Source organism: Streptomyces sp. x-19 (assembly GCF_046549115.1).
Taxonomy (GTDB): Bacteria; Actinomycetota; Actinomycetes; order Streptomycetales; family Streptomycetaceae; genus Streptomyces; species Streptomyces albulus_C.
In genome coordinates this window covers 1-26,374 of the sequence record NZ_JAJPWK010000014.1, presented here as the reverse complement: position 1 = coordinate 26,374, position 26,374 = coordinate 1, and the positions used below count along the sequence as shown (strand labels likewise).

22 protein-coding genes are annotated in these 26,374 nt (G+C 74.0%); 15 read left to right on the top strand and 7 right to left on the bottom strand.

Annotated features, from left to right (window positions below; translation table 11 throughout):
* Nucleotides 1-22: 22 nt before the first annotated feature.
* Nucleotides 23-781 (bottom strand): TIGR03089 family protein, encoded by a 759-nt coding sequence (locus ACLJT4_RS26970; RefSeq protein WP_411125991.1) that lies wholly within the window; start codon nucleotides 779-781, stop codon nucleotides 23-25.
* Between the two features lie 125 nt (nucleotides 782-906).
* On the opposite strand from ACLJT4_RS26970, the gene ACLJT4_RS26965 reads away from it, so the two are divergent.
* The 3 genes from ACLJT4_RS26965 to ACLJT4_RS26955 all read left to right on the top strand — a co-directional run bounded on the left by ACLJT4_RS26965 (nucleotide 907) and on the right by ACLJT4_RS26955 (nucleotide 4,658).
* A complete protein-coding gene (locus tag ACLJT4_RS26965) occupies nucleotides 907-2,262 on the top strand; it encodes a peptidoglycan recognition protein (RefSeq protein ID WP_411125989.1) in 1,356 nt (451 codons plus the stop codon).
* A gap of 332 nt (nucleotides 2,263-2,594) precedes the next feature.
* On the top strand, nucleotides 2,595-3,677 hold the full coding sequence (locus ACLJT4_RS26960; RefSeq protein WP_411125987.1) for a sugar phosphate nucleotidyltransferase: 1,083 nt from the start codon (nucleotides 2,595-2,597) through the stop codon (nucleotides 3,675-3,677).
* 75 nt (nucleotides 3,678-3,752) lie between these two features.
* On the top strand, nucleotides 3,753-4,658 hold the full coding sequence (locus tag ACLJT4_RS26955; RefSeq protein WP_411125985.1) for a DNA-3-methyladenine glycosylase family protein: 906 nt from the start codon (nucleotides 3,753-3,755) through the stop codon (nucleotides 4,656-4,658).
* A 39-nt stretch (nucleotides 4,659-4,697) separates the two neighbouring features.
* On the opposite strand, the gene ACLJT4_RS26950 is transcribed toward ACLJT4_RS26955, so the two are convergent.
* From ACLJT4_RS26950 to ACLJT4_RS26940, 3 genes are all read right to left on the bottom strand, one after another.
* Nucleotides 4,698-6,080: a coenzyme F420-0:L-glutamate ligase gene (locus tag ACLJT4_RS26950; protein WP_411125983.1), complete on the bottom strand. Its 1,383-nt coding sequence runs from the start codon at nucleotides 6,078-6,080 to the stop codon at nucleotides 4,698-4,700.
* Nucleotides 6,077-7,066, bottom strand: a complete 990-nt coding sequence (gene cofD / locus ACLJT4_RS26945; protein ID WP_411125981.1) for a 2-phospho-L-lactate transferase — start codon at nucleotides 7,064-7,066, stop codon at nucleotides 6,077-6,079. Before cofD ends, ACLJT4_RS26950 begins: the two co-directional genes overlap by 4 nt.
* Before the next feature lie 116 nt (nucleotides 7,067-7,182).
* Nucleotides 7,183-7,713 (bottom strand): cysteine dioxygenase, encoded by a 531-nt coding sequence (locus ACLJT4_RS26940; protein ID WP_411125979.1) that lies wholly within the window; start codon nucleotides 7,711-7,713, stop codon nucleotides 7,183-7,185.
* Between the two features lie 693 nt (nucleotides 7,714-8,406).
* Between ACLJT4_RS26940 and ACLJT4_RS26935 the strand changes: the two genes are divergently transcribed.
* The 3 genes from ACLJT4_RS26935 (at nucleotide 8,407) to ACLJT4_RS26925 (ending at nucleotide 14,515) form a co-directional block, all read left to right on the top strand.
* Entirely contained in the window at nucleotides 8,407-8,670 is a 264-nt protein-coding gene (locus ACLJT4_RS26935; RefSeq protein ID WP_003983763.1) for a WhiB family transcriptional regulator, read from the top strand.
* A gap of 320 nt (nucleotides 8,671-8,990) precedes the next feature.
* Nucleotides 8,991-12,917, top strand: coding sequence for a glycosyltransferase (locus ACLJT4_RS26930; RefSeq protein ID WP_411125977.1), 3,927 nt, complete (start codon nucleotides 8,991-8,993; stop codon nucleotides 12,915-12,917).
* Nucleotides 12,914-14,515 carry a DUF5719 family protein gene (locus ACLJT4_RS26925; RefSeq protein ID WP_411125975.1) on the top strand — a complete coding sequence of 534 codons (1,602 nt, stop codon included), beginning with the start codon at nucleotides 12,914-12,916 and terminating at the stop codon, nucleotides 14,513-14,515. Before ACLJT4_RS26930 ends, ACLJT4_RS26925 begins: the two co-directional genes overlap by 4 nt.
* A 43-nt stretch (nucleotides 14,516-14,558) precedes the next feature.
* Here ACLJT4_RS26925 and ACLJT4_RS26920 read toward each other — a convergent pair whose 3' ends face one another.
* Nucleotides 14,559-15,017, bottom strand: coding sequence for a metallopeptidase family protein (locus ACLJT4_RS26920; protein ID WP_174505009.1), 459 nt, complete (start codon nucleotides 15,015-15,017; stop codon nucleotides 14,559-14,561).
* Between the two features lie 268 nt (nucleotides 15,018-15,285).
* Between ACLJT4_RS26920 and ACLJT4_RS26915 the strand changes: the two genes are divergently transcribed.
* From ACLJT4_RS26915 to ACLJT4_RS26880, 8 genes are all read left to right on the top strand, one after another.
* On the top strand, nucleotides 15,286-15,732 hold the full coding sequence (locus tag ACLJT4_RS26915; RefSeq protein WP_078486929.1) for a DUF3499 domain-containing protein: 447 nt from the start codon (nucleotides 15,286-15,288) through the stop codon (nucleotides 15,730-15,732).
* A 103-nt stretch (nucleotides 15,733-15,835) separates the two neighbouring features.
* A complete protein-coding gene (locus ACLJT4_RS26910; protein WP_411125972.1) occupies nucleotides 15,836-17,194 on the top strand; it encodes a phosphomannomutase/phosphoglucomutase in 1,359 nt (452 codons plus the stop codon).
* Nucleotides 17,195-17,323: 129 nt separating this feature from the next.
* Nucleotides 17,324-17,506 carry a Trm112 family protein gene (locus ACLJT4_RS26905; RefSeq protein WP_016573075.1) on the top strand — a complete coding sequence of 61 codons (183 nt, stop codon included), beginning with the start codon at nucleotides 17,324-17,326 and terminating at the stop codon, nucleotides 17,504-17,506.
* A 43-nt stretch (nucleotides 17,507-17,549) separates the two neighbouring features.
* Complete coding sequence (locus tag ACLJT4_RS26900; RefSeq protein WP_411125970.1) at nucleotides 17,550-18,686, top strand: SIS domain-containing protein; 1,137 nt, start codon at nucleotides 17,550-17,552, stop codon at nucleotides 18,684-18,686.
* 73 nt (nucleotides 18,687-18,759) lie between these two features.
* Entirely contained in the window at nucleotides 18,760-19,962 is a 1,203-nt protein-coding gene (gene manA, locus ACLJT4_RS26895) for a mannose-6-phosphate isomerase, class I (RefSeq protein ID WP_411125968.1), read from the top strand.
* 116 nt (nucleotides 19,963-20,078) lie between these two features.
* Nucleotides 20,079-21,023, top strand: coding sequence for a cation diffusion facilitator family transporter (locus ACLJT4_RS26890; protein ID WP_411125966.1), 945 nt, complete (start codon nucleotides 20,079-20,081; stop codon nucleotides 21,021-21,023).
* A 378-nt stretch (nucleotides 21,024-21,401) separates the two neighbouring features.
* Nucleotides 21,402-22,859, top strand: coding sequence for an adenosylhomocysteinase (ahcY, locus tag ACLJT4_RS26885; RefSeq protein ID WP_411125964.1), 1,458 nt, complete (start codon nucleotides 21,402-21,404; stop codon nucleotides 22,857-22,859).
* A 138-nt stretch (nucleotides 22,860-22,997) separates the two neighbouring features.
* Nucleotides 22,998-23,612, top strand: coding sequence for a hypothetical protein (locus tag ACLJT4_RS26880; RefSeq protein WP_411125962.1), 615 nt, complete (start codon nucleotides 22,998-23,000; stop codon nucleotides 23,610-23,612).
* Nucleotides 23,613-23,645: 33 nt separating this feature from the next.
* Here ACLJT4_RS26880 and ACLJT4_RS26875 read toward each other — a convergent pair whose 3' ends face one another.
* Nucleotides 23,646-24,710, bottom strand: coding sequence for an RDD family protein (locus ACLJT4_RS26875; RefSeq protein WP_411125960.1), 1,065 nt, complete (start codon nucleotides 24,708-24,710; stop codon nucleotides 23,646-23,648).
* A 169-nt stretch (nucleotides 24,711-24,879) separates the two neighbouring features.
* On the opposite strand from ACLJT4_RS26875, the gene ACLJT4_RS26870 reads away from it, so the two are divergent.
* A complete protein-coding gene (locus ACLJT4_RS26870; RefSeq protein ID WP_411125958.1) occupies nucleotides 24,880-25,887 on the top strand; it encodes a stage II sporulation protein M in 1,008 nt (335 codons plus the stop codon).
* 195 nt (nucleotides 25,888-26,082) lie between these two features.
* On the opposite strand, the gene ACLJT4_RS26865 is transcribed toward ACLJT4_RS26870, so the two are convergent.
* A partial coding sequence (locus ACLJT4_RS26865) for a hypothetical protein (protein ID WP_411125956.1) occupies nucleotides 26,083-26,374 on the bottom strand: 292 nt, incomplete at its 5' end.

Genomic DNA, 26,374 nt, shown 5'->3' with positions numbered 1-26,374 from the left:
GCCCCCGGCCGGGCCGCCCGTCCTACGGGTGCGGCACTGTGAAGGTGACCTTCTCGGTGGCCTCCCGCGCGGCCAGCGCCGCCTCGTCCAGCCGGTCCGCGTGGCGGCACAGCACCACCGAACCACCGGTCGCCAACGGCGCGTACAGCCCGAGCGACAGGCCCCGCCAGGTGTCGTACGCCAGCCCCGACAGCACCCGCGGCGCCGCCGGCAGCCCGGCGTCCGCGGCGTCCGCCGCCGCCCGCTGCCCGATGCCGGCACCGGTCAGCTCCACCCCGTCGACGGCCAGCGCCGGCGCCCCCGGATCCACCGGGACGAACGGCGCGAACCGGTCGCCCTGGCCGGGCACCTCCACGGCGTAGTCCGCGAACCCGGCCGGCGGCTGCGGGAACCGGCCGCCCAACGGGCGCAGCGCCAGCGCCACCCGCTCCCCGGAACACGCCCGCGCCGCGTCGAGGGTGTCCGGGCCGCTGACGACGAGGTCCGCCGCGGCCGGATCACCGCCCACGTCGGCGACCACGCCCACCGACGCACACGCCACCAACCAGACGGCGGTCTGCCAGTGCGCGGGCAACAACAGCGCGAGCCGGTCGCCGGGCTCGGCGGCCAGGTCGCCCTGGAGGTAGTTGGCGGTCTTCGCCACCCAATTGGCGAAGGTCGCGACGGAGAGTTCGACCCGCTCGCCGGTGGCGTCGTCGTAGAAGGTCACCAGCGGGCGGGCCGGGTCCGCGGCGAGCGCGGAACCCAGCAGGTCGGCGGGGGTGCGATCGGTGGCGTTCATCGCGGCCAGGGTACGCGCGCGGGCCGTTGACGGTCAGTCGGGTGCGGCCCGCGGGCCACCGGTTCGGCCGATGCTCCCGTCGACCAGCGTTGGCGGGCCGCACCCGGCCGTGTCCAGGATTTCCCATGCGCCCCTTCCTCGCGTCCTGCCTCGGCGCCGCGTGCACGGCCGCCCTCGCCCTGCCCCCGGCCCCGGCCGCCGCACGCCCCGCGGACCCCGCCCACCCCGCGGGCCCGGTCGCCGGGCCCGAGGCATCGCGCGCCAGCGACCTGCCGGGCGGCACCCAGTCCCTGCCGCTGGAGCACCTCGTCCCGGCCGCCCCGGGCGCCCCCGCCCAGGACATGGCCGCGCCCCAAGGAGGCGCCGTCCACGAACTGGCCCCCCGCACCGTCCGTCCCTTCTCCCTCGTCGGCATCGTCTGGGACGACGTCGCGGTGGCCCTGCGCGGCCGGGTCCAGATCCGCACCCGGGCCCGGGACGACGGCCGGTGGTCCGGCTGGCAGGACCTCCAGAACGAGAAGAGCGACGACGCCCCCGACCCCGGCGCCCCGGAGGGCCTCGGCAGCGCCGCCCGCGGCAGCACGGCCCCCTTGTGGGTCGGCGCCAGCGACGCCGTCCAGGTCCGCCTCACGCTCACCGACCCGCACCGCGCCGCCCTCGCCGTGCCGCACGGCCTCCGCCTCGAACTCGTCGACCCCGGCCCCGACACCCCCGCCGCCCGCACCGTCCCGGCCGCCACCCCCGAGGCCACCGCCAGTTCCGCCGCCAACGCGCCCCTCGCGCCGCTCGGCGCCACCGAGATCCCGGCCGCCGACCAGGCCGCCGCGCAAGCCGACGTCACCGCCGCCGGCGGCGCCGCCCCGGCCGCACCGGTGCACATCGGCGCCCGCCCCCGCATCGTCACCCGCGCCGGCTGGGGCGCCGACGAGAAGCTGCGCGAGGCGCGCTTCGTCTACACCCGCAACGTCCGCGCCGTCTTCGTCCACCACAGCGCCACCGGCAACAACTACACCTGCGCCGAGGCCCCTTCGGTCATCCGCGGCCTGTACCGCTACCACGTCAAGAGCAGCCACTGGCGGGACATCGGCTACAACTTCCTGATCGACAAGTGCGGCACCATCTACGAGGGCCGCGCCGGCGGCGTCGCCAAACCGGTGCTCGGCGCCCACACCCTCGGCTTCAACAACGACAGCACCGGCATCGCCCTGCTCGGCTCGTTCGTCAAGACCGTCCCGTCCCGCGCGGCCCTCGAAGCCCTGGGCAGGCTGACGGCCTGGAAGCTCGGCCTGCACGGCGCCGACCCGCGCGGCCGCACCGCGATGACGTCCACCGGCGGCAACCTCTACCGCAAGGGGAAAATCGTCGAACAACACGTCATTTCCGGCCACCGCGACGGCTTCAAGACGGAATGCCCCGGCACCCTCCTCTACGCCGACCTCCCCGCCGTCCGCCAGACCGCGGCCCGCCTCCAGGGCCGCTGACCTCGAACGGAGCCCCGGCGGCGGCGCAGCCGTGAAACTCGTCACCCCGCTCCCGCGGACTCGACGGCCCGGACACTGAACCGATCACCGACGCCACGCGTCCTAGGGGCCGCGAGACCACCCGTCACCCCGTCACCTCCCCGGCCGCGTCCCGGCGTCCCGCCGGCCGGGCCCGATGTCCCATCTGCCTACACTGGTCCGCCGACCAGCCGACCCCCAGGAAGCAGAGAAGACCACGTGAGCGTCGCCCCCGCAGCCGCCGGGCCGCGGTCGACGAGACGATCCCCGCGCCGTTGCGCCGCGGGGGCGGAGAAGCGAACAAGAGGACACAAGTGACCGAAGCGATCCTCCTGGTCGGCGGCAAGGGCACCCGGTTGCGCCCGCTGACGGTGCACACGCCCAAGCCCATGGTCCCGGCCGCCGGCGTGCCCTTCCTCACCCACCAACTGGCCCGCGCCCGCGCCGCCGGCGTCGAGCACGTCGTCCTGGCCACGTCCTACCTCGCCGAGGTCTTCGAGCCGTACTTCGGCGACGGGTCCGCGCTCGGCCTGCACCTGGAATACGTGACCGAAGTGGAGCCGCTGGGCACCGGCGGCGCCATCCGCAACGTCGCCTCCCGCCTCCACTCGGCCCCCGGCGACCCGGTGCTGATCTTCAACGGCGACATCCTCACCGGCCTGGACATCCGCGCCCTGGTCGACACCCACCGCTCCAGCGGCGCCGACGTCTCCCTGCACCTCTCCCGGGTCGAGGACCCGCGCGCCTTCGGACTGGTCCCCACCGACGACACCGGCCGGGTCACCGCCTTCCTGGAGAAGCCGCAGACCCCCGAGGAGATCGTCACCGACCAGATCAACGCCGGCGCCTACGTCTTCAACCGCTCGGTCATCGACACCATCCCCACCGGCCGCCCGGTCTCCGTCGAACGCGAGACCTTCCCCGGCCTGCTCGCCGACGGAGCCCACCTCCAGGGCATGGTCGACTCCACCTACTGGCTCGACCTGGGCACCCCGCAGGCGTTCGTCCGCGGCTCCGCCGACCTGGTCCTGGGCCGCGCCCCGTCCCCGGCCGTCCCCGGCCGCTGCGGCGACCGCCTGGTCCTGGAGGGCGCCGACGTCGCCCCGGACGCCAAGCTGACCGGCGGCACGGTCGTCGGCCCGACGGCCACCATCGGCGCCGGCGCCCGGGTGGACGGCAGCACCGTCCTCGACGGCGCCGTCATCGAGGCGGGCGCACAGGTCCGCGACTCGCTGATCGGCGCCGGCGCCCGGATCGGGGCCCGCACCGTCCTGGACGGCGCGGTGATCGGCGACGGCGCGGTGGTCGGGCCCGACAACGAGTTGCGCGACGGCATCCGCATCTGGTGCGGCGCCGACATCCCCGCCGGCTCGGTGCGCTTCTCCTCCGACCAGTAGCGCCACCGCCCGTCCCCCTCCGTCACCCGTCGGCCACCCAGGAGCGACGTCACCCCGATCGCCTAACCTGGCGGCATGCCCGCCCGCACCTGGGTCCCGCCCGGCCCGTATGACCTGCACCGCACCCTCGGGGTGCTGCGCCGCGGTCCCGGCGACCCGGCGTTCGCGGTCCGCGGCGACGAGGTCTGGCGCGCCTGCCGCACGCCCGACGGCCCCGGCACCCTGCGCCTGGCCGCCCGCCCGGCCGACGGCCACGTCACGGCGACGGCCTGGGGCCCGGGCGCGCCATGGCTGCTGGAGCACCTGCCGGCGCTGCTGGGGGAGGGCGACGACCCGACGGCGCTCACCGCCCGGCACCGCGTCGTCCACGAGGCGCGCCGCCGCCACCCCGGTGTCCGGCTCGCCCGCACCGGCCTGGTCCTGGAGTCGCTGATCCCCTCGGTCCTGGAGCAGAAGGTCACCAGCGACGAGGCGTACCGCGCCTGGCGACTGCTGCTCCAGCGGCACGGCACGCCCGCGCCCGGACCGTGGGACCGGCTGCGGGTGATGCCCGAGCCGCGCGGCTGGGCGCTGATCCCGTCCTGGGAGTGGCACCGCGCCGGCGTCGACGCCAAGCGGTCGTCGACGATCGTGCGCGCGGTCCGGGTCGCGGCCCGCATGGAGGAGGCCGCGCGGATGGACCTCGCGGCCGCCACCCGCCGGCTGACGGCCGTCCCGGGCATCGGCCCCTGGACGGCCGCCGAGACCCTCCAGCGCGCCCTGGGCGCCCCCGACGCGATCACCGTCGGCGACCTGCACCTGCCGAACGTCATCGGCTACGCGCTCACCGGCCGCCGCGGCACGACCGACGAGGAGATGCTGGAGCTGCTGGCGCCCTACGAGGGTCAGCGGCACCGCGCGGCCCGGCTCGTCCTGCTCTCCGGCCTGGTCCCGCCGCGCCGCGCCCCGCGCTTCCCGGTGGGCGACATCGCCCGGCTGTGACCGGGGCGGTGCCGCCCACCGGAGGAACGGACGCGGTCCTCAGCGGACGCTGACGAAGTCGTCCACCGGCCGCGCCGGCCGTTCCCGCGGCGGTGCGGCCGGCCGTCCGATGGCCACCGCGCCCATCGGCTCCCAGTCCGCCGGCAGTTCCAGCGCCTCCCGGACCACGTCCCGGCAGAACATCGTCGAGGAGATCCACGCCGACCCCAGCCGTTCGGCGGCCAGCGTCACCAGGAAGTTCTGGATGCCGGCGCCGTGCGCGACGACGAACATCTCGCGCTCGGCGGCGGCGCGCCGCGCGTCGGGGTAGGCGTGCGCACCGTCGAGCACCATGCACGGCACCGCCAGGTAGGGCGCGTTGCGCAGCACGTCGCCGCGGCGCACCCGCTTGGCGATGGACTCCTCCGATCTCCCGTCCGCGCGCAGATCGGCCACCCAGGCGTCCCGCATCGCGTCCAGCAGACGGGTCCGGGACTCCGCCGACTCCAGGAGCACGAACCGCCACGGCGCGGTGTGGTGCGGTGCCGGCGCGGTCAGTGCGGCGGCGACCGCGCGCCGCACCGCACCCGGGTCCACCGGGTCGTCGGTGAACTCCCGGACGGTGCGCCGCAGCGTCACCGCCTCCCGCACGGCCTCGGAGGTGCCCAGCCGGAACATGTCGTCCGCGGCGTTGCGCACCAGCGCCCGCGCCCCCGGGTCCGCGCCGGCCGCGTCCGCGTCGGAGTCCGCCCCGGGATCCGCCGCCGGCTCCGCGTCCGCCGGCAGGACGACGTGCGGCAGGCCCCGCACCACCGCCACCGGCCGCCCGGTCGCCTTGCCCTTCACCAGGTCGCCCGCGGCGGCGAGTTCGTCCGCGGTGGCCACGACGGTGGCGACCAGCGGATTGCCGTACGCGTCGGTGCCGCCGCGCAGGTCGTCCAGGACCCGCACCCCGGCCGCCCCGATGGCGACGTCGGTCAGCCCGCTGCGCCAGGGCCGCCCGAAGGTGTCGGTGACGACCACGCCGACGTCCACGCCGAGCGTCTCGCGCAGTCCGGCCCGCAGCGCGCGGGCCGAGGCGTCCGGGTCCTCGGGCAGCAGCAGGATCGTGCCGGAGGGCGTGTTGGAGGCGTCCACGCCGGCCGCGGCCATCACCAGGCCCCGGTGGTCCTGAACGATGCGCAGGGTGCCGCGGCGGGCCACCACGCGCGCCGTCTCGGCGTCGATCGCGGCCTCGCGGTCGGTGGCCTCGATGATCCGGCCCTCGGCCTTGCTGACGATCTTCGAGGTGACCAACACCACGTCACCGTCGGCCAGTTGGGGCGTTCCCGGGCCGGTCGCCGCGGACGCGACCAGCTTGACGAGGTCGTCGCCGGGCCGCACCTCGGGGATGCCCGGCAGCGCCCACACCCGGTAGCCGGGCGCCTGCGCGGCCCCCGTCACTTCCGCACCTCCGCGGCGAGCGCCAGCGCCGTGCGGGCCATCGCGGCGGTGGCGTCCAGGTCCGTCATCATCAGCGGCACCGCCCGGCAGCGGATGCCCGCGGCCTCGACGTCGGCCACCGCGTCCGCGTCCACCTCGTCCACCAGCCAGCCGTCCAGCAGTCCCGCCCCGCCCTCCGCAGGACGTCGCTCCGCTCCGCCGTAGTACGTGGCCACCGCCGCCGCGGTGGACTCCACGCCGACCGCCTCCAGCACCTTGTCGGCCATGCCGCGCACCGGGGCGTTCCCGACGATCGGCGACAGCCCGACCACCGGCGCCGCGGCCTCGGCGACGGCCTCCCGGATGCCGGGCACGGCCAGGATCGTGCCGATGCTGACGACCGGGTTGGACGGCGGGAAGAGGATCACGTCGGCCGCGGCGAGGGCCTCCAGCACGCCGGGGGCCGGCTTGGCCTGTTCGGCGCCGACCGGCACGACGGCCAGCGCGGGCACCGAGGCCCGCAGCCGCACCCAGTACTCCTGGAAGTGCACGGCCTTGCGCTCGCCGGTCTCGTCCTCGATGGCCACGTGCGTCTCGACGCGGTCGTCGGACATCGGCAGCAGCCGCACGCCGGGCTGCCAGCGGTCGCACAGCGCCTCGGTGACGGCGCTCAACGGGTAGCCGGCGCCCAGCATCTGGGTCCGGACGATGTGGGTGGCGAAGTCCCGGTCGCCCAGCCCGAACCACTCCGGCCCGACGCCGTACGCGGCCAGTTCCTCCTTCACCCGGAACGTCTCGCCCGTCCGGCCCCAGCCCTGGTCCTCGTTGATCCCGCCGCCGAGCGTGTACATCACGGTGTCGAGGTCGGGACACACCTTCAGCCCGAACAGGTGGATGTCATCACCGGTGTTGCCGATGACGGTGATGTCCGCGTCCGGAGCCGCTGCCTTCAGTCCCCGCAGGAAGCGGGCGCCGCCGATACCGCCGGCCAGAACCACAATGCGCATGCCCATAAGTCTGTCAGCCGCCGGCTGAATCCATGAGGGGCGGTGGCCGGGCTACGGGCGGGCCGGCAGCAGCAGGCCGAATCCATGCGGGGCGGTGGCCGATGAGGGGCGGGTGCTCAGGAGGCCGGGGTCCCCTGGACCGGCGCCGCGCACCGCGCACTGTGCTGCGCGACGGCGTCCCGCCCGCCCGCCCGCGGGAGCATCGGCATCTCGGTCAGACCGGGGAAGTACACGTGCAGGCTGACGGCCGGCACCAGCGCGTCGTTGACGACCTCGTGGGCGTAGCCGGGCGCGAAGACCCGCTGCGCACCGGCCGCCAGGGTTCGCGGCCCGTCCGCCGCGTGTTCGGTCAACTCCCCTTCCAGGACGGTCAGTACGCCGGAGGACGGCCCGTGGTCGTGCCGTCCGCTGCCCTGTCCCGGCACCCAGCTCAGCAGCCACACCTCGTATCCGGGAGCGGTGCGCAGTCGGTGGTACCAGCGGGTGGTGGCGTCGTAGCGGACCAGCGGGGACCAGGCGGCGCGGTCGGCGGCGATCGAGCGGGCCAGGCCGGCGAAGCCGGCGACGGTGCTGGGGTGGGCGGGGACGGGCGGCAGCAGGTGGGGGATGGCGAGCGGGTCGCCGGCGATCTGGACGTCGCTGTTCATGGCGGGGTTCCTCGGCGGAAGTGCTGGGTGGCGCGCGACAGGGGTGCGGCACGGCGCCGGGCCGTTCCTTGTGGGGACGCGGCGCGGTGATCGCGGCGGAGCGGTGCGCCGGCGGGATGGTGCGGGCGCGGGAGGCTGGAGCTCAGTGGCTGCGACAGCTGGAACAGCGACAGCGAGCCTGCACGGCGCAGAGTGACCCGTAGGAACGGGTCAGTCGGTGCGCGGGGGTCGCTGGCATGCGGTCAAGGAGACACGGGGCGGACGTGCGCTGTCAAACGCGCAGCGGTGCATGAGACGGCGTTCACCTCATCCGGTTACTCCGTCCGGAGAAAGGTTTGTGCAGTCCGTGGCGGGGAGAAGCGGTCAACGATCGCGCTCCGGTTGCCGTTGCGGTCCTGTGATCTGGCTGTGATCTTGCCCGCTCCGGGGCGCGCGGTGCAACGCGCAGGCCGTTCGTTGGCGTCTCACTCGTTGAGAAGGGAGCCGCGGGTCACCCGCCCGGGGAAGTGTCCTGTTTTTGGATGATTTGAACACTTTCCGCATACGCTTGGTTCCGCAGAGTGAATAAGAGGCCCAATAGCAGATCTCGGCTTGACTGGCCCGGATCAGCACACTTGTAATTTCACTCGTGTCGTTCAGCCGAATTCGATCACGGCTTGATCACGGGGACGTAAAGACAGACGAGGGGCGCACATGACCGAGCTGTTCCAGGAATTGCTGGTCGAGGAGGCGGACGAGGAGCTCGGCTGGCAGGAGCGCGCACTGTGCGCCCAGACCGACCCCGAGTCCTTCTTCCCGGAGAAGGGTGGCTCCACCCGCGAGGCCAAGAAGGTCTGCCTCGCCTGCGAAGTCCGGTCCGAGTGCCTCGAATATGCCCTCGCCAACGACGAACGCTTCGGCATCTGGGGCGGTCTGTCCGAGCGCGAGCGCCGCCGGCTCAAGAAGGCCGCCGTCTGACCGTGACAGGCCAGCCCCCCGCACCAGCACCCCGCGGTTGCGCCGACCACGCCACCGCACCACCCCAACTCCCCATATCCCCCTATAGCGAACGCACCGCCTCCAGCGCTCTGTCCGCCGGAGGCGGTCTGCTGTGTACGGAGCCGATCGGGGTCCCGGCGCGAACCATTAGTGTGGGGCCCCGTCCGAGACACGCCAGCACCGCCGGCGCGGGGTGCGCGTGTCCCTCGTAGTCCGTCGCAGTGTCTTCCGGGGGCGGGGGCCTTTCAGCGACTTCGCCGTGGGCCCCGGACTCCCGGGTCCGGAGGGCCCGTACCTCGATGTCCGTGCACAGCCAGTCGGCGGCCCAGGCCGCCCCGTACGCAGCTGCCACCCCTGAGTTCCCGCGACACGTCGTCACCGCCGTGATCGTTTCGCACGACGGCGGCCGCTGGCTGCCCGACGCGTTGGCCGGGCTGCTCGGCCAGGAGCGCCCGGTCCAGAACGTCATCGGTGCCGACACCGGCAGCGCGGACGACTCCGCCCGCCTGCTCGCCGAGGCGATCGGCGACGATCGCGTGCTCCACCTCGCCCGCCGCTCCGGGTTCGGCACCGCCGTCGACGAGGCCGTCCGCACCGCCCCCGTCCTCGGCCCCGACGACCTGCCCCACCTGCGTCGCCCCAGCGGCTGGGACCCGGTCAGCCGCACCTGGCACGACGAGGCGTACGACATGCCGGAACTCCCGCACGGGGAACCGGTCCAGTGGCTGTGGCTGCTGCACGACGACTGCGCGCCGGCCCCCGACGCGCTCGCCGAACTCCTGCGGGTCGCCGACGCCAGCCCGTCCACCGCCATCGTCGGCCCCAAGCTGCGCAGCTGGTACGACCGCCGGCAGCTCCTCGAAGTCGGCGTCAGCATCGCCCGCAGCGGACGCCGTTGGACCGGCCTGGACCGCCGCGAACAGGACCAGGGCCAGCACGACCAGGTCCGCCCGGTGCTGTCCGTCTCCACCGCCGGCATGCTCATCCGCCGCGACGTCTACGAGCAACTGGGCGGCTTCGACCGCCGGCTGCCGCTGATGCGCGACGACGTCGACCTGTGCTGGCGCGCCCAGGCCGCCGGCCACCAGGTCCTCGTCGCCCCGGACGCCGTCCTGCGGCACGCCGAGGCCGCCGCCCGCGAACGCCGCCCCATCGACTGCGTCGGCCGCTCGGTGGCCCGCCCGTCGCCCGACCGCCACCCCTCATCGAAGCGCTTCGCGCTCCGCGGTTCCACCCCACACCGCGTCGACAAGGCCGGCGCCGTCTACACCCTGCTCGCCAACACCCGCGGCGCGCTGCTCCCGTACACCCTGCTGCGGTTGCTGATCGGCACCCTGCTGCGGGTCGTCGCCTACCTCGTCGGCAAGGTCCCCGGCCAGGCGCTGGACGAACTCGCCGGGCTCTTCGGGACCCTGCTGCGCCCCGGCAAGATCCTCGCCGCCCGCGCCCGCCGGGGGAAGCCGACGGTCGAGGCGAGCGAACTGCGAGCGTTGTTCCCGCCGCCCGGCGCCACCGTCCGGGCCACCGTCGAACAGGTCGCCGGCAACCTGGCCGGCCGAGCCGCCCCCGACGTGGCCTCCGCCGGCCGGCACGGCGCCGTGGAATCCGGTCCCGGCGGCGACGACGCCGACTACCTGGAGATCGAGCAGTTCGCGCGGCTCAAGCGGATCGCCCGCCGGCCCGCGCCGGTGCTCTTCCTCGTGCTGCTGCTCGTCTCGCTGATCGCCTGCCGGGGACTCCTCGGCGGCGGCTCACTGGTCGGTGGCGCCCTGCTGCCCGCCCCCGACGGCCTGGGCGCCCTGTGGTCGTCCTACGTCGACAGCTGGCATCCGGTCGGCGTCGGGGACACCGCCTCCGCACCGCCCTACCTCGCCGTGCTGGCCTCGTTCTCCACGATCTTCCTCGGCAGCACCAGCTTCACCCTGACCCTGCTGCTGGTCTGCTCGGTCCCGCTGGCCGGCCTCACCGCCTACTTCGCGTCCCGCCCGCTGGTCGCCTCCCGACTGCTGCGGGCCTGGGGCAGCATCGCCTACGCCTTCCTGCCCGCCGCCACCGGCGCGCTCGCCGGCGGCCGCCTGGGCACCGCCGTGCTGGCCGTCCTGCTGCCGCTGATGGCCCGCGCCGCGGTCGCCGCCGGCGGACTGCGGCTGGCGCCCGGCACCCGGCCCAGCTGGCGCGCCGCCTGGGCGTACGCCCTGCTCGTCACCGTCACCACCGCCTTCACCCCGATCGTCTGGCCGATCTCGGTACTGCTCGGCGTGGCCCTGCTGGTGCTGCGCCTCCTGGGCTCGGCGAAGGCCAACGGGGCGACCGACGGCCCGGCGAAGCAGGGCGGCCGCGGACCGCTCGTGCCGTACCTGCTGCGGTTCCTGGCCGTGGCGCTCGCCCCGCTGGTGGTCCTGGCGCCCTGGTCGCTGTCGCTGCTCGCCCACCCCTCGCAGTTCTTCCGCGAGGCCGGCCTCGACTACGGCGCCGGCTCCGCCTCCGTCCTCGACCTCATCGGGCTCAGCCCGGGCGGCCCCAAGGCCGTCGGCGGGCTGCTGCTCCTCGGCATCGTGCTCGCCGCGCTCGGCGCGACCCTGCGCGACGAGCGGCAGACCGCGATCCGCACCGCCTGGGCGGTGGCCCTGACCGGCCTGCTGTGCGCGGCGCTCGGCAACGGCTCCGGCTGGACCGGTCCGGCCATGCTCGTCTACGGCCTGGCGCTGCTGTGCGCGGCCGCGATCGGCGCCGAGGGCATCCGCACCCGGATGACCGCGCTCGGCTTCGGCTGGAAGCAGCCGGCCGCCGTGCTGATCGCGCTGGCCTGCCTGATCGCCCCGCTGTACGCCGCGGTCGGCTGGATGGTCACCGGTGCGGCCGGCCCCGTCCAGCGGCGCGACGCCACCCAGGTCCCGGCGTTCGTCGCGGAGGAGTCCACCACCACCGACCGCGCCCGCACGCTCGTCCTCGACGGCACCCCCGGGCACGTCTCGTACTCCCTCGTCCGCGGCTCCGGGGCTCAGCTCGGCGACGCCGACCTGGCCGCCGAGGCCGGCCCGGACGGGCGCCTGGACGGCGTCGTCGCCCACCTCGTCGCCGGCTCCGGCGCCGACCAGACCGACCGGCTCGGCGCCTACGCGGTCCGCTACGTCCTGGTCCGCAAGGGCGCCCCGCGCGAGATGGGCCGCGTCCTGGACGCCACCCCGGGCCTGACCCGGCTCAGCCAGGAGGACGGCAGCGCCCTGTGGCGCGTCGACCAGCGCGTCTCCCGGATCGCGATCGTCCCCGGCCAGACCAAGGAGGGCACCGGCAACGGCGACGCCGCCGTCCCCGTCCCGGTGCCGGCCGGACCGGTCGACGCGCACACCACCAAGGTGCCCGCCGGCCCCGCCGGCCGGATCCTGCGGATCGCCGACGCCGCCGACGACGGCTGGCACGCCACCCTCGACGGCACCGCCCTCAAGCCCGTCACCGTCGACGGCTGGGCCCAGGGCTTCCAACTGCCGTCCAACGGCGGCCGGCTCGACCTCACCCACGACAACCCCCTGGGCCACACCCTGTGGCTCTGGGCCCAGGGCCTGCTCGCCCTCGTCCTGGTCGTGATGGCGCTGCCCGGCCGGCGCCGGGAGGTCGACGACGACCTGCCCGAGGAGACCGCCGCGGTCGCCGCCGCACCGACCTCGGGGGAGGGCCGCCGGGCCCGCCGGCTGCGCGCCCAGGCCGAGGCGGCCGGTACCGCACCGGGCGCCGCGGCCAACGGCCCCGTCGACGGCGTGCCGGTCGACGGCCCCGGCGAGGAGCCCCCGGGCACCGAGCCGGCCCCGGAACCGGTCCCGTCCGCCGACCCGTACGCCGCGGTCCCCCCGCAGCCCTCCTACGAGGACTGGACGGCCGCCCCGGACCCGGCCGCCGCCGACCAGCAGCCCTACGTCCCGACCGCCGACCCGTACCAGGCCGCCCAGTACGGCGGTCAGTACGAGGGCCAGTACGAGGGCCAGTACGACGGTCAGCAGCAGCCCTACCCGCCGGCCGACCCGTACCAGTCCGGCGCCTACCAGCCCGGCGACTACGCGGCCGACCCCTACCAGGCGGGCGCCTACGACCCGTACGGCTACGGCGCTCAGCAGCAGCCGTACCCGGACGCCGGGACGGAGCAGCACCCCCAGCACCCGCAGCCCTACGACGGCACGACGTACCCCGGCGCCTTCCCCGAGTCGCGCCGTGACGGGAGCGAGCAGCAGTGAAGCGCACCATCATCTCCCTGACCGCCGCGGCCGCCGCGCTGGCCGCCGTCACCGGCGTCGCCGCGCTCGCGGCCCCCGGCGACGGCGGTGCGGCGGCGGCCGCCGCCCCCGCGAGCGGCACCCGGCTACCCGTCCAGCGGTCCACGCTGGTGTGCCCGGCGCCCAGTTCGTCGGAGGTCGCCGACACCACCTACACCGCCTTCGCGCCCCCCGGGGCCGCGACCGGCGCGGACACCAAGAAGGGCACCGCCCAGCTCCAGCCCGCCGGCACGGTCGCCGACAGCCACGGCAACCCCGCGGGCAAGGGCGGCAAGGACGCCAAGGACGGCAAGGGCAAGGGCACCGCCGCGGACGCCGGCGCGCCGCAGACCGTGCCGCCGGCCGACACCAAGCCCGTGGTGCCCCTGCAGCAGGCCGGCAAGCCGGTGACCGTGGCCACCGACAGCCCCGACGCACCGGCCCTGACCGGTTCCGCCGACGGTCTGCTGGCCCCCGGTTGGACCGTCCAGCAGACCACCGCCGTCGCCGCCGGATCCGGCCGCGGCCTCCAGGGGCTGACCTGCACCGCCCCCGACACCCAGTTCTGGTTCCCCGGCGTCAGCACCGCCGCCGGCCGCACCGACTACGTGCACCTGACCAACCCCGACGCGATCCCGGCCGTCGTCGACCTCGAACTGCGCGGCAAGGACGGTGCGTTGACCGAGAGCGGCGGCGGCGAGGACATCACCGTGCCGCCGCACACCACCGTCCCGGTGCTGCTGTCCACCCTCACCACCACCGCCGTCGACGGTGCCGCGCTGCACGTCACCGTCCGCTCCGGCCGGATCGGCGCGGCCGTCCAGGCCGCCGACGCCAAGACCGGCGGCGACTGGCTCCCGCCGGCCGCCGACCCGGCCCCGAGTGCCGTCCTGCCCGGCATCCCGGCCGACGCCACCGACGTCCAGCTGGTCGCCGTCGCCCCGGGCGACGCGGACGCCGACGTCACGGTCCAACTGGCCACCCCGACCGGCCTGATCACCCCCGCCGGCCTCGACACCCTGCACGTCAAGAGCGGGATGACGACCACCGTCGACCTCAAGGACATCACCAAGGGCGAGGCCGGCTCGCTGGTCCTCACGCCGAGCGGCGACGGGTCCACCGCCCCGATCACCGCGGCGCTGCGGGTCCTCCGCGGCAAGGGCGACAGCCAGGAGATGGCGTTCATCCCGGCGACCCGGCCCGTGGAGGCCCGCGGCACCGTCGCCGACAACCGGGCCAAGGGCAGCATCCTGACCCTGGTCGCCCCGGAGAAGGGCAAGGACGCCACGGTGAAGGTCACCGCCTCGGCCGGCAGCGGCGGCGGCTCCCCGGTCACCAAGACGTTCACGGTCAAGGGCGGCACCAACCTCGCCGTCCAGCCGCCGCAGCCGTCCGGTCTGAAGGGCTCCTACGCGCTGACCGTCGAGCCGCAGTCCGGCAGCGGTCCGGTCTACGCCGCCCGCATGCTGGCCCTGCCGCAGGGCGGGCTGCCGGCCTTCACCATCCAGCCGGTGCCCGACGACCGCGGTTCGGTGCTGGTGCCCACCGCCGGCCAGGACCTGTCCCTGCTCACCCGCTGATCGGCGGCGGCGCCGCGGCGCCGCCCGGACCCGCGCCGCCGGCTCACTCCTGGCCGTAGCGCGGGTCCACCGACTCCGGCGCCAGCCCGAGCAGCTCGGCGACCTGCTCGACGACGACCTCGTGCACCAGCAGCGCCCGCTCGTCGCGGCTCTTCGTCCGGATCTCCACCGGCCTGCGGTAGATCACGATCCGGTCGCGATGTCCGTCGCCGGCCGACAGCACCCGACCCAGCGGCACGCCCTCGTCCTCCGCGAGCGGATCGAGCGGGCCGTCCGGACCGAAGCCCGGCACCTCCAGCACCAGGAAATCGACCTGCGCCAGCTGCGACCAGCGCCGCTCCAGCCGGTCCCGGGAGTCGTAGACGAGATCCGCGAACGCGTCGGCGCGGGACACCGACAGCGGCACCTGGGGAGGCGCGATCGGGCCGCGCATGCCACGGCCGTGGCGGTCACGGCGGCGGGGCCGCGGCTCCGCAGGACGGGGAGGTACGGGGCTGTCCATCAGATCGAGCGTAGCCCTCCGGGGACGAGCCGTACGGCGTTGTGCGACAACTCGCCACTTGTCGTCGGGTGACCGGACCGAACCCGGTTCGGTTCGTTTGTGGCTCCCTCTTATGTCCTCTCTTTCCCGCGCGACGGCGCAGAATGACACGAATTGCACCACCTGGGGACGGCCCGCCGCCCACCATGCGCCCCCTCCGCCCTCACGGCCGAGGGGCCCCGGCCGACGGGTGCAGGTCAGACGCATCGGACGAAGCGGGACGACACGGTTGGGTGAGCCGAGGGAGAGTCGTCGCGGCCCGCTCAAGAGTGCGGTACCGTCCAACGTCGTGAGCCCTGTACGTCGCTGTTCGCGCACTGCGTGCGGCCGCCCCGCCGTCGCAACGCTGACGTACGTCTATGCGGATTCGACCGCCGTGCTCGGACCGCTCGCCACCTACGCCGAGCCGCACTGCTACGACCTGTGCGCCGAACACTCCGAGCGCCTGACCGCACCCCGCGGCTGGGAAGTCGTCCGCCTCGCCATCGACCCCGGACCCGCCCGCCCCAGCGGCGACGACCTCGAAGCGCTGGCCAACGCCGTCCGCGAGGCGGCCCGCCCCCAGGAGCGCGCCGCCGGCGGCACGGACACCCCCACCCCCACCGGCCGCGACGGCCACCCCATGGAGGTCGCCCGCCGCGGCCACCTCCGGATCCTGCGCTCGCCCGACTCCTGACCCGCCACCACCTGCTCCGCTGCCGTTCACGGCTGGTTCACGGCCCCCGCACGCAACGTACGGGTAGGTTTGTCAGCCCGTAGCGACTCCAGGAGGGCTGGCTGTGACTGATCTGTCGCAGATCGTGAAGGCGTACGACGTGCGCGGCGTGGTCCCCGACCAATGGGACGAGAGCCTGGCCGAACTCTTCGGCGCGGCCTTCGTCGAGGTCACCGGCGCCGAAGCGATCGTCATCGGGCACGACATGCGGCCCTCCTCACCGGGCCTGTCCGGGGCCTTCGGCCGCGGCGCCACCGCCCGCGGCGCCGACGTCACCGAGATCGGCCTGTGCTCGACCGACGAGCTCTACTACGCCAGCGGCGCCCTGGACCTGCCCGGCGCGATGTTCACCGCCTCGCACAACCCGGCCCAGTACAACGGCATCAAGCTGTGCCGGGCCGGCGCCGCCCCGGTCGGCCAGGACACCGGCCTCGCCGACATCCGCGCACTGGTCGAGCGCTGGACCGAGCAGGGCGCCCCCGAGTCGGCCGCCACCCCCGGCACCCGCACCCGACGCGACGTCCTGAAGGACTACTCCGCCCACCTGCGCTCCCTGGTGGACCTCTCGCAGATCCGCCCCCTGAAGGTCGTCGTCGACGCCGGCAACGGCATGGGCGGCCACACCGTCCCCACCGTCTTCGAGGGCCTGCCCCTCGACCTCGACGCCCTCTACTTCGAGCTGGACGGCTCCTTCCCCAACCACGAGGCCAACCCGCTCGACCCGAAGAACATCACCGACCTGCAAGCCCGGGTCCGCGCCGTCGGCGCCGACCTCGGCCTCGCCTTCGACGGCGACGCCGACCGCTGCTTCGTCGTCGACGAGAACGGCGACCCGGTCTCCCCGTCCGCGATCACCGCCCTGGTCGCCGCCCGCGAACTGGCCAAGCACCCCGGCGGCACGGTCATCCACAACTGCATCACCTCCTGGTCCGTCCCGGAGGTCGTCAAGGAGCACGGCGGCGCCCCCGTCCGCACCCGCGTCGGCCACTCCTTCATCAAGGCCGAGATGGCCCGCACCGGCGCCATCTTCGGCGGCGAGCACTCCGCCCACTACTACTTCCGCGACTTCTGGAACGCCGACACCGGCATGCTCGCCGCGATGCACGTCCTGGCCGCCCTCGGCAGCCAGGACGGCCCGCTGTCCCAGCTGGTCGCCCAGTACGACCGCTACGCCGCCTCCGGCGAGATCAACAGCACCGTCGACGACCAGGCCGACCGGCTCGCCGCCATCAAGGCCGCCTACGAAGGCCGCGCCGGCATCACCCTCGACCACCTCGACGGCCTGACCGTCACCGCCGCCGACTGGTGGTTCAACGTCCGCCCCTCCAACACCGAGCCGCTGCTTCGCCTCAACGCCGAGGCCCGCGACCGGGCCACCGTCGACCGCATCCGCGACGAGGCCCTGGGCATCATCCGCGGCTGACCCGCCGCCCCCGGTGGGAGGGCCGCCCACAACGGTTCTCCCACCTGCCGAAACCCCCTCCGGGCAGGCCCCGCCCCCCACACCGGCGGTACGCTGGCCACGCCGTAACCACGCCGAAGGAGCACCTCGATGCCGGTCGAAGCCAGCCTGATCCAGATCCTCGCCTGCCCGGCCTGCCACGCCCCGCTGGAGGACCGCACCGCGGCCGACCCGGCCGAGCTGATCTGCACCTCCGCCGACTGCGGCCTCGCCTACCCCGTCCAGGACGGCATTCCGGTCCTCCTCGTCGACGAAGCCCGCCGCCCGGCCTGACCCGGCAGCACCCCGCCCACCGGCGATCGGAGGCCGTGCCACCATGCTCGACGAGTCACTGCTCGACGCACCCGAGGCGCTGGCCGGCGCCGATCGCTTCGGCCTGCTGCGCGGCGTCGCCGAATCCGGCGCCCGGGTCCGCACCGCCGCCCGCAGCGCCGCCGAATCCGGCATCCCCGAGCTGACCCCCGACGGGCGGCCGCGCGCCATCCTGGTCGCCGGACCCGCCCCGGCCGCCGCCGGCGTCGCCGACCTGCTGCGCGCCCTCAGCGGCGGCAGCTGCCCGGTCAGCCTCATCCAGCCCACCGGCGTGGCCCCCGTGCCCGGCGCCCTGCGCTGGATCCTGCCTGGCTGGGCCGGTCCCCTCGACCTCCTCCTCGTCGCCGGCCCCGACGCCGCCGACCCCGGCCTCGCCGAACTCGTCGAGCAGTCCTACCGCCGCGGCTGCGCGGTCGTCGCCGTCACCCCCGCCGGCGGCCCGCTCGCCGACGCCGTCGTCCAGGCCCGCGGCCTCGCCGTCCCCCTGGCCACCACCGCCTACGACGCCGAGTTCGACGTCGAGGGCGCCCCGCCCGCGGCCCCCGGCACCCTGTGGTCCGTCCTCATCCCGCTGCTCGTGCTCGCCGACCGGATCGGCCTGATCAGCGCCCCCGCGGACGCCGTCAGCAAGCTCGCCGACCGCCTCGACCAGGTCGCCGAACGCTGCGGTCCGGCCATCCCCACCTACACCAACCCCGGCAAGACCCTCGCCGCCGACCTCGCCGACGCGCTCCCGCTGATCTGGACCGAGGGACTGGTCGCCGGCGCCGTCGGCCGCCACTTCGCCACCGAGCTCGCCGGACTCGCCGGCCGCCCCGCGCTGACCGCCGACCTCCCCGAGGCGCTCACCACCCACCGCGCCCTGCTCGCCGGCGCCCTCGCCGCCGGCGCCGACCCGGACGACTTCTTCCGCGACCGCGTCGACCAGCCGGCCGCCCTGCACGCCCGGATCGTCCTGTTCCGCGAAGCCGAGGCCGGCCCGCTCTCCGCGACCCGCGCCGCCCAGCAGCTCGCCGACGAACGCGACACCCCCCTCAGCGAACTGGAACCGACCGCCGGCAGCGAGCTGGAACGCGCCGCGGAACTCCTCGCCATCGCCGATTTCGGTGCCGTTTACCTGGCGCTCGCCGGCACCGAGTGATCATGGCTCCGGGGGAGCCCACCGCCCCGTGCCCCACCGGACCACCCACGTCACGTCAGGAAGCAGCCGTCCCATGGACCGCCTCGTCAACACCGTGCGCCCCTACGCCTGGGGCTCCACCACCGCCCTCCCCGACCTCCTCGGCGTCCCGCCCACCGGCCAACCGCAGGCCGAGATGTGGCTCGGCGCCCACCCCGGCGCCCCCTCCCGCCTCGACCGCGGCGCCGGCCCGGTCTCCCTCGCCGACGTGATAGCCGCCGACCCCGAGGGCGAACTGGGCGCCGACGCCGTCCGCGCCTTCGGCCCCCGACTGCCCTTCCTCTTCAAGATCCTCGCCGCCGGTGCCCCGCTCTCCCTCCAGGTCCACCCCGACCGCACCCAGGCCGCCGCCGGCTTCGCCGACGAGGAGGCCCGTGGCATCCCCCTCGACGCCCCGCACCGCAACTACAAGGACGCCAACCACAAGCCCGAACTCCTCTGCGCCCTCACCCCCTTCGACGGTCTCTGCGGATTCCGCCACCCCGACCAGGCCGCCGACCTCCTGGCCGGCCTCGATGTCGACGACCTCAAGCCGTACGTCGACGTCCTGCGCGCCAGCCCCGAGGAATCCGCCCTGCGCGAGGTGCTCACCGCCGTCCTCGGCGCCGAACCCCAGGCCCTCGCCGAAACCGTCGAACGCACCGCCACCGCCGCCGCCCAACTCGCCCCCAAGGGCGGCCCGCACGCCGACGCCTACGCGGCCCTCGCCGCCATCGCCCACCACTACCCGGGCGACCGCGGCGTCCTCGCCGCCGCACTCCTCAACCACGTCCGGCTCCAACCCGGCGAAGCACTCTTCCTCGGCGCCGGCATCCCGCACGCCTACCTCAGCGGCCTCGGCGTCGAACTCATGGCCAACTCCGACAACGTGCTCCGCTGCGGCCTCACCCCCAAGCACGTCGACGTCCCCGAACTCCTGCGCGTGGTCCGCTTCACCCCCCGCGACGCCGGCGTACTGCGCCCCGAGGACGTCGACGGCGAAGAGGTCTACGACACCCCCATCGACGAGTTCCGCCTCTCCCGCTTCGTCCTGGCCCCGGGCGCCACCCCCCGCCCGCTCGCCGCCCGCACCCCGCAGATCCTCCTGTGCACCGCCGGCGCCGTCCGCCTGACCAGCGACCGCGGCACCACCCGCGACCTCACCCTCACCCCCGGCACCGCCGTCTTCGCGCCCGCCGGCGAACGCCTCACCCTCGCCGGCGACGGCACCGTCTTCCGCGCCACCGTCGTCGCCTGACGCCCGTCCGGCATCCGGCCTCCCCGCACCGCCCGCAGACCGGGCTGCAACAATGACCGCCGCACTGCATTAAAGGGGCGGTAAAGCCCGGTCTACGGAAGGGACATGGCGCACTCATGAGCGCATCCGGCGGTACCAAGGCGATCGTGGCGGCGCTGGGCGCCAACCTGGCGATCGCCGTGGCCAAGTTCGTCGCCTTCGCCTTCAGCGGCTCGTCCTCGATGCTGGCCGAAGGCGTCCACTCCCTCGCGGACTCCGGCAACCAGGGCCTGTTGCTGCTCGGCGGGAAGCGGGCCAAGCGCGCCGCCACCGCCGAACACCCCTTCGGCTACGGTCGCGAGCGCTACATCTACGGCTTCCTCGTCTCCATCGTCCTGTTCACCATCGGCGGCGTCTTCGCGCTCTACGAGGGCTACGAGAAGATCCAGCACCCGCACCCCCTGGACAACTGGTACTGGCCGGTCGGCGTCCTGCTCTTCGCCGTCATCGCCGAGGGCTTCTCCTTCCGCACCGCGATCAAGGAGTCCAACGAACTGCGCGGCCAGCAGAGCTGGGCCCAGTTCATCCGCCGCGCCAAGGCCCCCGAACTCCCCGTCGTCCTGCTGGAGGACTTCGGCGCACTGATCGGCCTCGTCCTCGCCCTCTGCGGCGTCGGCCTCACCCTCGCCACCGACAACAGCGTCTGGGACGGCATCGGCACCATGTGCATCGGCACGCTGCTCGTGCTGATCGCGCTGGTCCTCGCCGCCGAGACCAAGTCCCTGCTGCTCGGCGAGGCGGCCGGCCCCGACCAGGTCGCCAAGATCCGCGCCGCCCTCGTCGACGGCGACGTCGTCACCCGCGTCATCCACATGCGCACCCTCCACCTCGGCCCCGAGGAACTCCTCGTCGCCGCCAAGATCGCCGTCCAGCACGACGACACCGCCGCCGAGGTCGCCCGCGCCATCGACGCCGCCGAGGCCCGCATCCGCGAAGCCGTCCCGATCGCCCGCGTCATCTACCTCGAACCCGACATCTACGACGAGAAGGCCGCCACGGCCCAGACCCCCAGCAGCACCTGACGCCCCACGCGCCACGAGGCCCCGCCACCCCCGGGAGACGGGGCCTCACGCGTGCCACCGCACCCGACCAACCCACCCCCACACCCCCGCACCGCACGGAACAAGCCAACGATCGAACCGATGCGGTCTGGGGCAGCGGAGCCGATCGGTGTAAATTCGAGGGCAGTGCCAGACGTCGCTGCTGATGGCGGTCGGTCGGCCCGCACCGCGGGACCGGCCGAGGGAGAGAGGGCCTCCGACGGACTGCGCTGCGGCAAGGGGAGAGGTGTACCCGCCTCCACGTAGGCTCACGTGCACCCCGTCACCACTGGGGACCCCAGCCCGCGCCGCAGACTGCCCGAATGCCCGACCGACCTCGACATCCGAGGAGCAGCCCGAATGACGACAGCAGCCACCGGCCAGGACTTCAAGGTCGCTGACCTTTCCCTCGCCGCCTTCGGCCGCAAGGAGATCACCCTCGCCGAGCACGAGATGCCCGGTCTGATGGCGATCCGCAAGGAGTACGCCGAGCAGCAGCCCCTGAAGGGCGCGCGGATCACCGGTTCGCTGCACATGACCGTGCAGACCGCCGTGCTGATCGAGACGCTGGTCGCCCTGGGTGCGCAGGTGCGCTGGGCGTCCTGCAACATCTTCTCGACCCAGGACCATGCGGCCGCGGCGATCGCGGTGGGTCCGAACGGTACGCCCGAGGCGCCGCAGGGTGTGCCGGTGTTCGCCTGGAAGGGCGAGAGCCTGGAGGAGTACTGGTGGTGCACGGAGCAGGCGCTGACCTGGCCGGGCACGTCCACCGGTGGTCCGAACATGATTCTCGACGACGGTGGTGACGCCACTCTGCTGGTGCACAAGGGCGTCGAGTACGAGAAGGCCGGTAAGGCTCCGGCGGTGGAGACCGCGGAGAACGAGGAGCACCACGCGATCCTGGAGCTTCTCAACCGGACCCTCGCGGACAGTCCGCAGAAGTGGACCCGGCTGGCGTCGGAGATCCGTGGGGTGACGGAGGAGACCACGACCGGTGTCCACCGTCTGTACGAGATGCAGCGTGACGGCGTGCTGCTCTTCCCCGCGATCAACGTCAATGACGCGGTGACCAAGTCGAAGTTCGACAACAAGTACGGCTGCCGGCACTCCCTCATCGACGGCATCAACCGCGCCACCGATGTGCTGATCGGTGGTAAGACGGCCGTGGTCTGCGGTTACGGTGACGTCGGCAAGGGCTGTGCGGAGTCGCTGCGCGGCCAGGGCGCCCGCGTGATCATCACCGAGATCGACCCGATCTGCGCGCTGCAGGCGGCGATGGACGGCTACCAGGTCGCGACGCTGGAGGAGGTCGTCGAGACCGCAGACATCTTCGTGACCACGACCGGTAACAAGGACATCATCCTTGCCTCGGACATGGCGCGGATGAAGCACCAGGCGATCGTCGGCAACATCGGTCACTTCGACAACGAGATCGACATGGCGGGTCTGGCGAAGCTGCCGGGTATCGTCAAGGACGAGGTCAAGCCGCAGGTCCACACCTGGACCCACCCGGACGGCAAGGTGTTGATCGTGCTGTCCGAGGGCCGTCTGCTGAACCTGGGCAACGCCACCGGTCACCCGTCGTTCGTGATGTCGAACTCGTTCGCGGACCAGACGCTGGCGCAGCTGGAGCTGTTCACCAAGCCCGAGCAGTACCCGACCGACGTCTACGTGCTGCCCAAGCACCTGGACGAGAAGGTCGCCCGGCTCCACCTGGACGCGCTGGGCGTCAAGCTCACCACCCTGCGCAAGGAGCAGGCCGACTACATCGGCGTCAAGGTCGAGGGCCCGTACAAGCCCGACCACTACCGCTACTGACCGCCACCGCCGACCCACCCACGGGCCGGCGACCGGCACCCCTCCAGCAGACGCTGGCACCAGGCCCCCGCCCTCCCGGCGGGGGCCTGGCCCGCAGAACCCCCGGAACCACCCGCCCCTCGCAAGGACTGCACCCCCATGCCCCGCGGCCACTACTCGCTGTACGACCCGCACGACCACACCCCCCTCGGCGAGGAGCACTTCCACTGCGCCACCGGCCCCTCCGGCTGGCGCTACGTCTCCCAGACCCTCAACACCGCCGGCGAGCACACCGGATCCGTCGACCTCACCCTCGACGAACTCGGCCGCCCGATCCGCCTCGAACTGCACGCCTCCGCCTGGCAGGTCCGCGGCGCCGCCCTGGAGGGCGTCACCTGGGTGCGCACCGACCCGACCGGCGCCCACGCCACCGAAGGCAACGTCCCCGCCCACGCCTTCACCGGCGCCTCCCCGGCCTTCCTCGTCGCCACCGCCCGGCTGCTGCGCCCCGCCCAGGGCGCCGGCGCCACCCGCGTGCGCCTCGTCGCCTTCACGCCCCCTGTCCTCGCCCCCCGCACTCTCGACCAGTCCTGGGCACTGCTGTCCAGCACACCACACGCCACTGACATCGCCCCGCTCATCGCCGACGCGTACCAGGTCACCGACCTCGAAACCGGCGAACAGCACGCCGTCCACCTCGCCGGCGACGTCGTCCTGGCCGCCCCCGGCATCGAACTCGAATCCCTCGACACACCGCCCTCGACCTTCAGCTGACGCCGCCCCGGTACGCCGCCCCCGGAGCCCCTCTCACACGGGCGGCGCGAACCCGGTGCCACTCCGCGGCGCCCGACCGCCCCCGCCGTCACCCAACGCCCCCGGCACCTCCGCCGCCGGCCACTCCACCCCGCCGTCCGGCGCACCACCGCCGCCTTCCGACCCGGCCGTCACCGCACCCCCGGGTGCCACCCACGCCCCACCGGCACGCTCCGCCGGCGCCCCCGCGGGAACGTCCCCCACACCAACACCGCCCACAGCAAGCCCGGTTGACGAAACGGCCCCCAGCCCGCCCCCCGGGGCCGTCGCCACATCCGCCCCAGGACGCACTCCCGGCACAGCGTTCGCCCCGAACGCACGCCGCGACTCCCGCTCCTGCCGCTCCCGCACCACCGCGTCCAGATACACCACCGGATCCATCCCCGCCGGCACCACGGCCCCCGCGAACCCCCGCAGATCCCCGGCGAGCCGCCCGGCGATCGTCGCGGCCGCCTGCGGGTCCAACTCGCCCAACCGCACCAGGTACTGCCGCACGGCCAACCACCACCCGTCCGGCACCCGCGACAGATCGAGCCCGGCGACCTCCCCGGCCAGCCACGGCGGCGGCGCCGGCAGCACCACGCCCCCGCCCTCCGCCTCGGGCACCCGCTCCCGCACCACCAGCGTCCCGGCGAACACGTCACCCAGCCGCCGCCCCCGCGCCGACACCATCGACGCGATCGACGCCAGCACCCCCATCGTCATCACGATCTCGACGGCCCCCATGGCCCCCCGCACCAGCGCGTGCCGGAACCGGATCGGCCCGCCGTCCTCCCGCACCACCCGCAACCCGCAGATCAACTTCCCCAACGACCGCCCGTGGCTCAGCGTCTCGACCGCGATCGGTATCCCCACCTGCACCAGCACGAACGTGGCCACCTGTATGGCCGCCAGCACCGCACCGTCCAACGAGGACGCCGTGCCCACCATCACCAGCGTCACCACGAGGTAGGTCCCCCAGGCCACCGCCAGGTCCACGACCACCGCCAGGCCCCGGCTCGCCAGCCTGGCCGGCCGCAGCCCCAGCACCACCGCTTCCCCCGTCACCAGCTGGCTCACCCGTCCACTCCCTCTCGACCCAGTTCCCTCGTGGTCCTGCTCCCGAGCCCGCCACCGCGCGGCCACGTCGCACGATGCCCCCTGCCCCTGAGGCCCGGGACTCCGTGCCCGGCCAGTCTGCCAAGCTGGCCCGACACCCACCCACCGCGCTGCGAGGAGCGACCCCGTAATGGACCTGGATGTCTTCGTCACGGCCCACGGCGCCGAATGGGACCGCCTGGAAACCCTGCTGCGTCGCAAGCGCCGCCTCACCGGCGCCGAAGCCGACGAACTGGTCGTCCTCTACCAACGCACCACCACCCACCTCTCCCTCCTCCTGTCCAGCGCCCCCGACCCCGCCCTGACGGGCCGTCTCACCTCACTCGTGGCCCGAGCCCGCAGCAAGGTCACCGGCGCCCGCCCGTCCTCCTGGCGCGACGCCGCCCGCTTCTTCACCGCCTCCTTCCCCGCCGCCGTCTACCGCCTGCGCCGCTGGTGGATCCCCACGGCAGTGCTCTCCCTGACCGTCGCCGCCCTCATGGCCTGGTGGATAGCCGCCCATCCCGAGGTGCAGTCCACCCTCGGCGCCCCCCAGCAACTCCGCGAGATGACCCGCCCTGGTGGCGAGTACGAGGCGTACTACTCCAACCACCCCGCCGCGGCCTTCGCCGCCCAGGTATGGACGAACAACGCCCAGGCCGTCGCCCTCTGCCTGGTCCTCGGCGCCTTCCTCGGCCTCCCCGTCCTCTGGGTCCTCTTCCAGAACATGCTGAACCTGGCCGCCGGCCTGGGCCTGATGTCCTCCGCAGGCCGGCTGGACACCTTCCTCGGCCTGCTCATCCCGCACGGCCTCCTCGAACTGACCGCCGTCTTCGTTGCCGCCGGCATCGGCCTGCGCCTGGGCTGGACCGTCATAGACCCGGGCCCCCGCACCCGTCGCACGGCACTGGCCGAAGAGGGCCGCACCGCCCTCGGCGTCGCCGTCGGCCTGGCTGCCGTCCTCTTCGTCTCCGGCATCCTCGAAGGCTTCGTCACGCCGTCCGGCCTCCCGACCTGGGCCCGCATCACCATCGGTGTCCTCGCCGAGCTGGCGTTCCTCACCTACGTCTACGTCCTGGGCGGCCGCGCCGTGCGCGCCGGTGAGACCGGCGACGTCGACACCACCGACCGCGCCGCTCTGCTCCCCACCGCCGCGTGATGTGCGGACGACCCTCCTGACCTGCTAATCTCCTCTCCGTCCCAAAAACCCGTTGACACGGGTCAGAGGGGGAGGTAGATTCAAACGGTTGCAGCGAACTGGACAGGTTCGATCGCGACAGTTAGTCTCTCCTCCGCTCCGGCCGCACTTCACATCGGCCGAGCGCGCCGATCATTTACCAGAAGCGCCACCCGATCATTTCGATCGAATGCCTTCTGATAAAGTCGGAAAAGTCGAAAGACAAGCCCCCCCTGACGGGTAATTCAGAACGAAATTCGCACCAACCGCCTCGCGGTCTGGAACGGAAAGAAGATCTGATAAAGTCGGAAAGGTCGAGAAGCGAAAGCGAATCGGCCGGACCCCGCTCCAGCAGGGGGCCAGAGACGGAAACGGATCTGGTAAGGTTGGAACCGCGAGAAAGCCGAAAGGCCGGATCGCACCGGCGAAAATCAGGGCCGAAAGGATCTGATAGAGTCGGAGACGCAAG

Coding starts and splice junctions, on each gene's coding strand:
- ACLJT4_RS26930 (WP_411125977.1), top strand. CDS start 8,991: ATGTCCGTGCACAGCCAGTCGGCGGCCCAGGCCGCCCCGTACGCAGCT.
- manA (WP_411125968.1), top strand. CDS start 18,760: ATGGACCGCCTCGTCAACACCGTGCGCCCCTACGCCTGGGGCTCCACC.
- ACLJT4_RS26940 (WP_411125979.1), bottom strand. CDS start 7,713: ATGAACAGCGACGTCCAGATCGCCGGCGACCCGCTCGCCATCCCCCAC.
- ACLJT4_RS26970 (WP_411125991.1), bottom strand. CDS start 781: ATGAACGCCACCGATCGCACCCCCGCCGACCTGCTGGGTTCCGCGCTC.
- ACLJT4_RS26900 (WP_411125970.1), top strand. CDS start 17,550: ATGCTCGACGAGTCACTGCTCGACGCACCCGAGGCGCTGGCCGGCGCC.
- ACLJT4_RS26870 (WP_411125958.1), top strand. CDS start 24,880: ATGGACCTGGATGTCTTCGTCACGGCCCACGGCGCCGAATGGGACCGC.
- ACLJT4_RS26920 (WP_174505009.1), bottom strand. CDS start 15,017: ATGGACAGCCCCGTACCTCCCCGTCCTGCGGAGCCGCGGCCCCGCCGC.
- ACLJT4_RS26890 (WP_411125966.1), top strand. CDS start 20,079: ATGAGCGCATCCGGCGGTACCAAGGCGATCGTGGCGGCGCTGGGCGCC.
- cofD (WP_411125981.1), bottom strand. CDS start 7,066: ATGCGCATTGTGGTTCTGGCCGGCGGTATCGGCGGCGCCCGCTTCCTG.
- ACLJT4_RS26935 (WP_003983763.1), top strand. CDS start 8,407: ATGACCGAGCTGTTCCAGGAATTGCTGGTCGAGGAGGCGGACGAGGAG.
- ACLJT4_RS26905 (WP_016573075.1), top strand. CDS start 17,324: ATGCCGGTCGAAGCCAGCCTGATCCAGATCCTCGCCTGCCCGGCCTGC.
- ACLJT4_RS26965 (WP_411125989.1), top strand. CDS start 907: ATGCGCCCCTTCCTCGCGTCCTGCCTCGGCGCCGCGTGCACGGCCGCC.
- ACLJT4_RS26955 (WP_411125985.1), top strand. CDS start 3,753: ATGCCCGCCCGCACCTGGGTCCCGCCCGGCCCGTATGACCTGCACCGC.
- ACLJT4_RS26880 (WP_411125962.1), top strand. CDS start 22,998: ATGCCCCGCGGCCACTACTCGCTGTACGACCCGCACGACCACACCCCC.
- ahcY (WP_411125964.1), top strand. CDS start 21,402: ATGACGACAGCAGCCACCGGCCAGGACTTCAAGGTCGCTGACCTTTCC.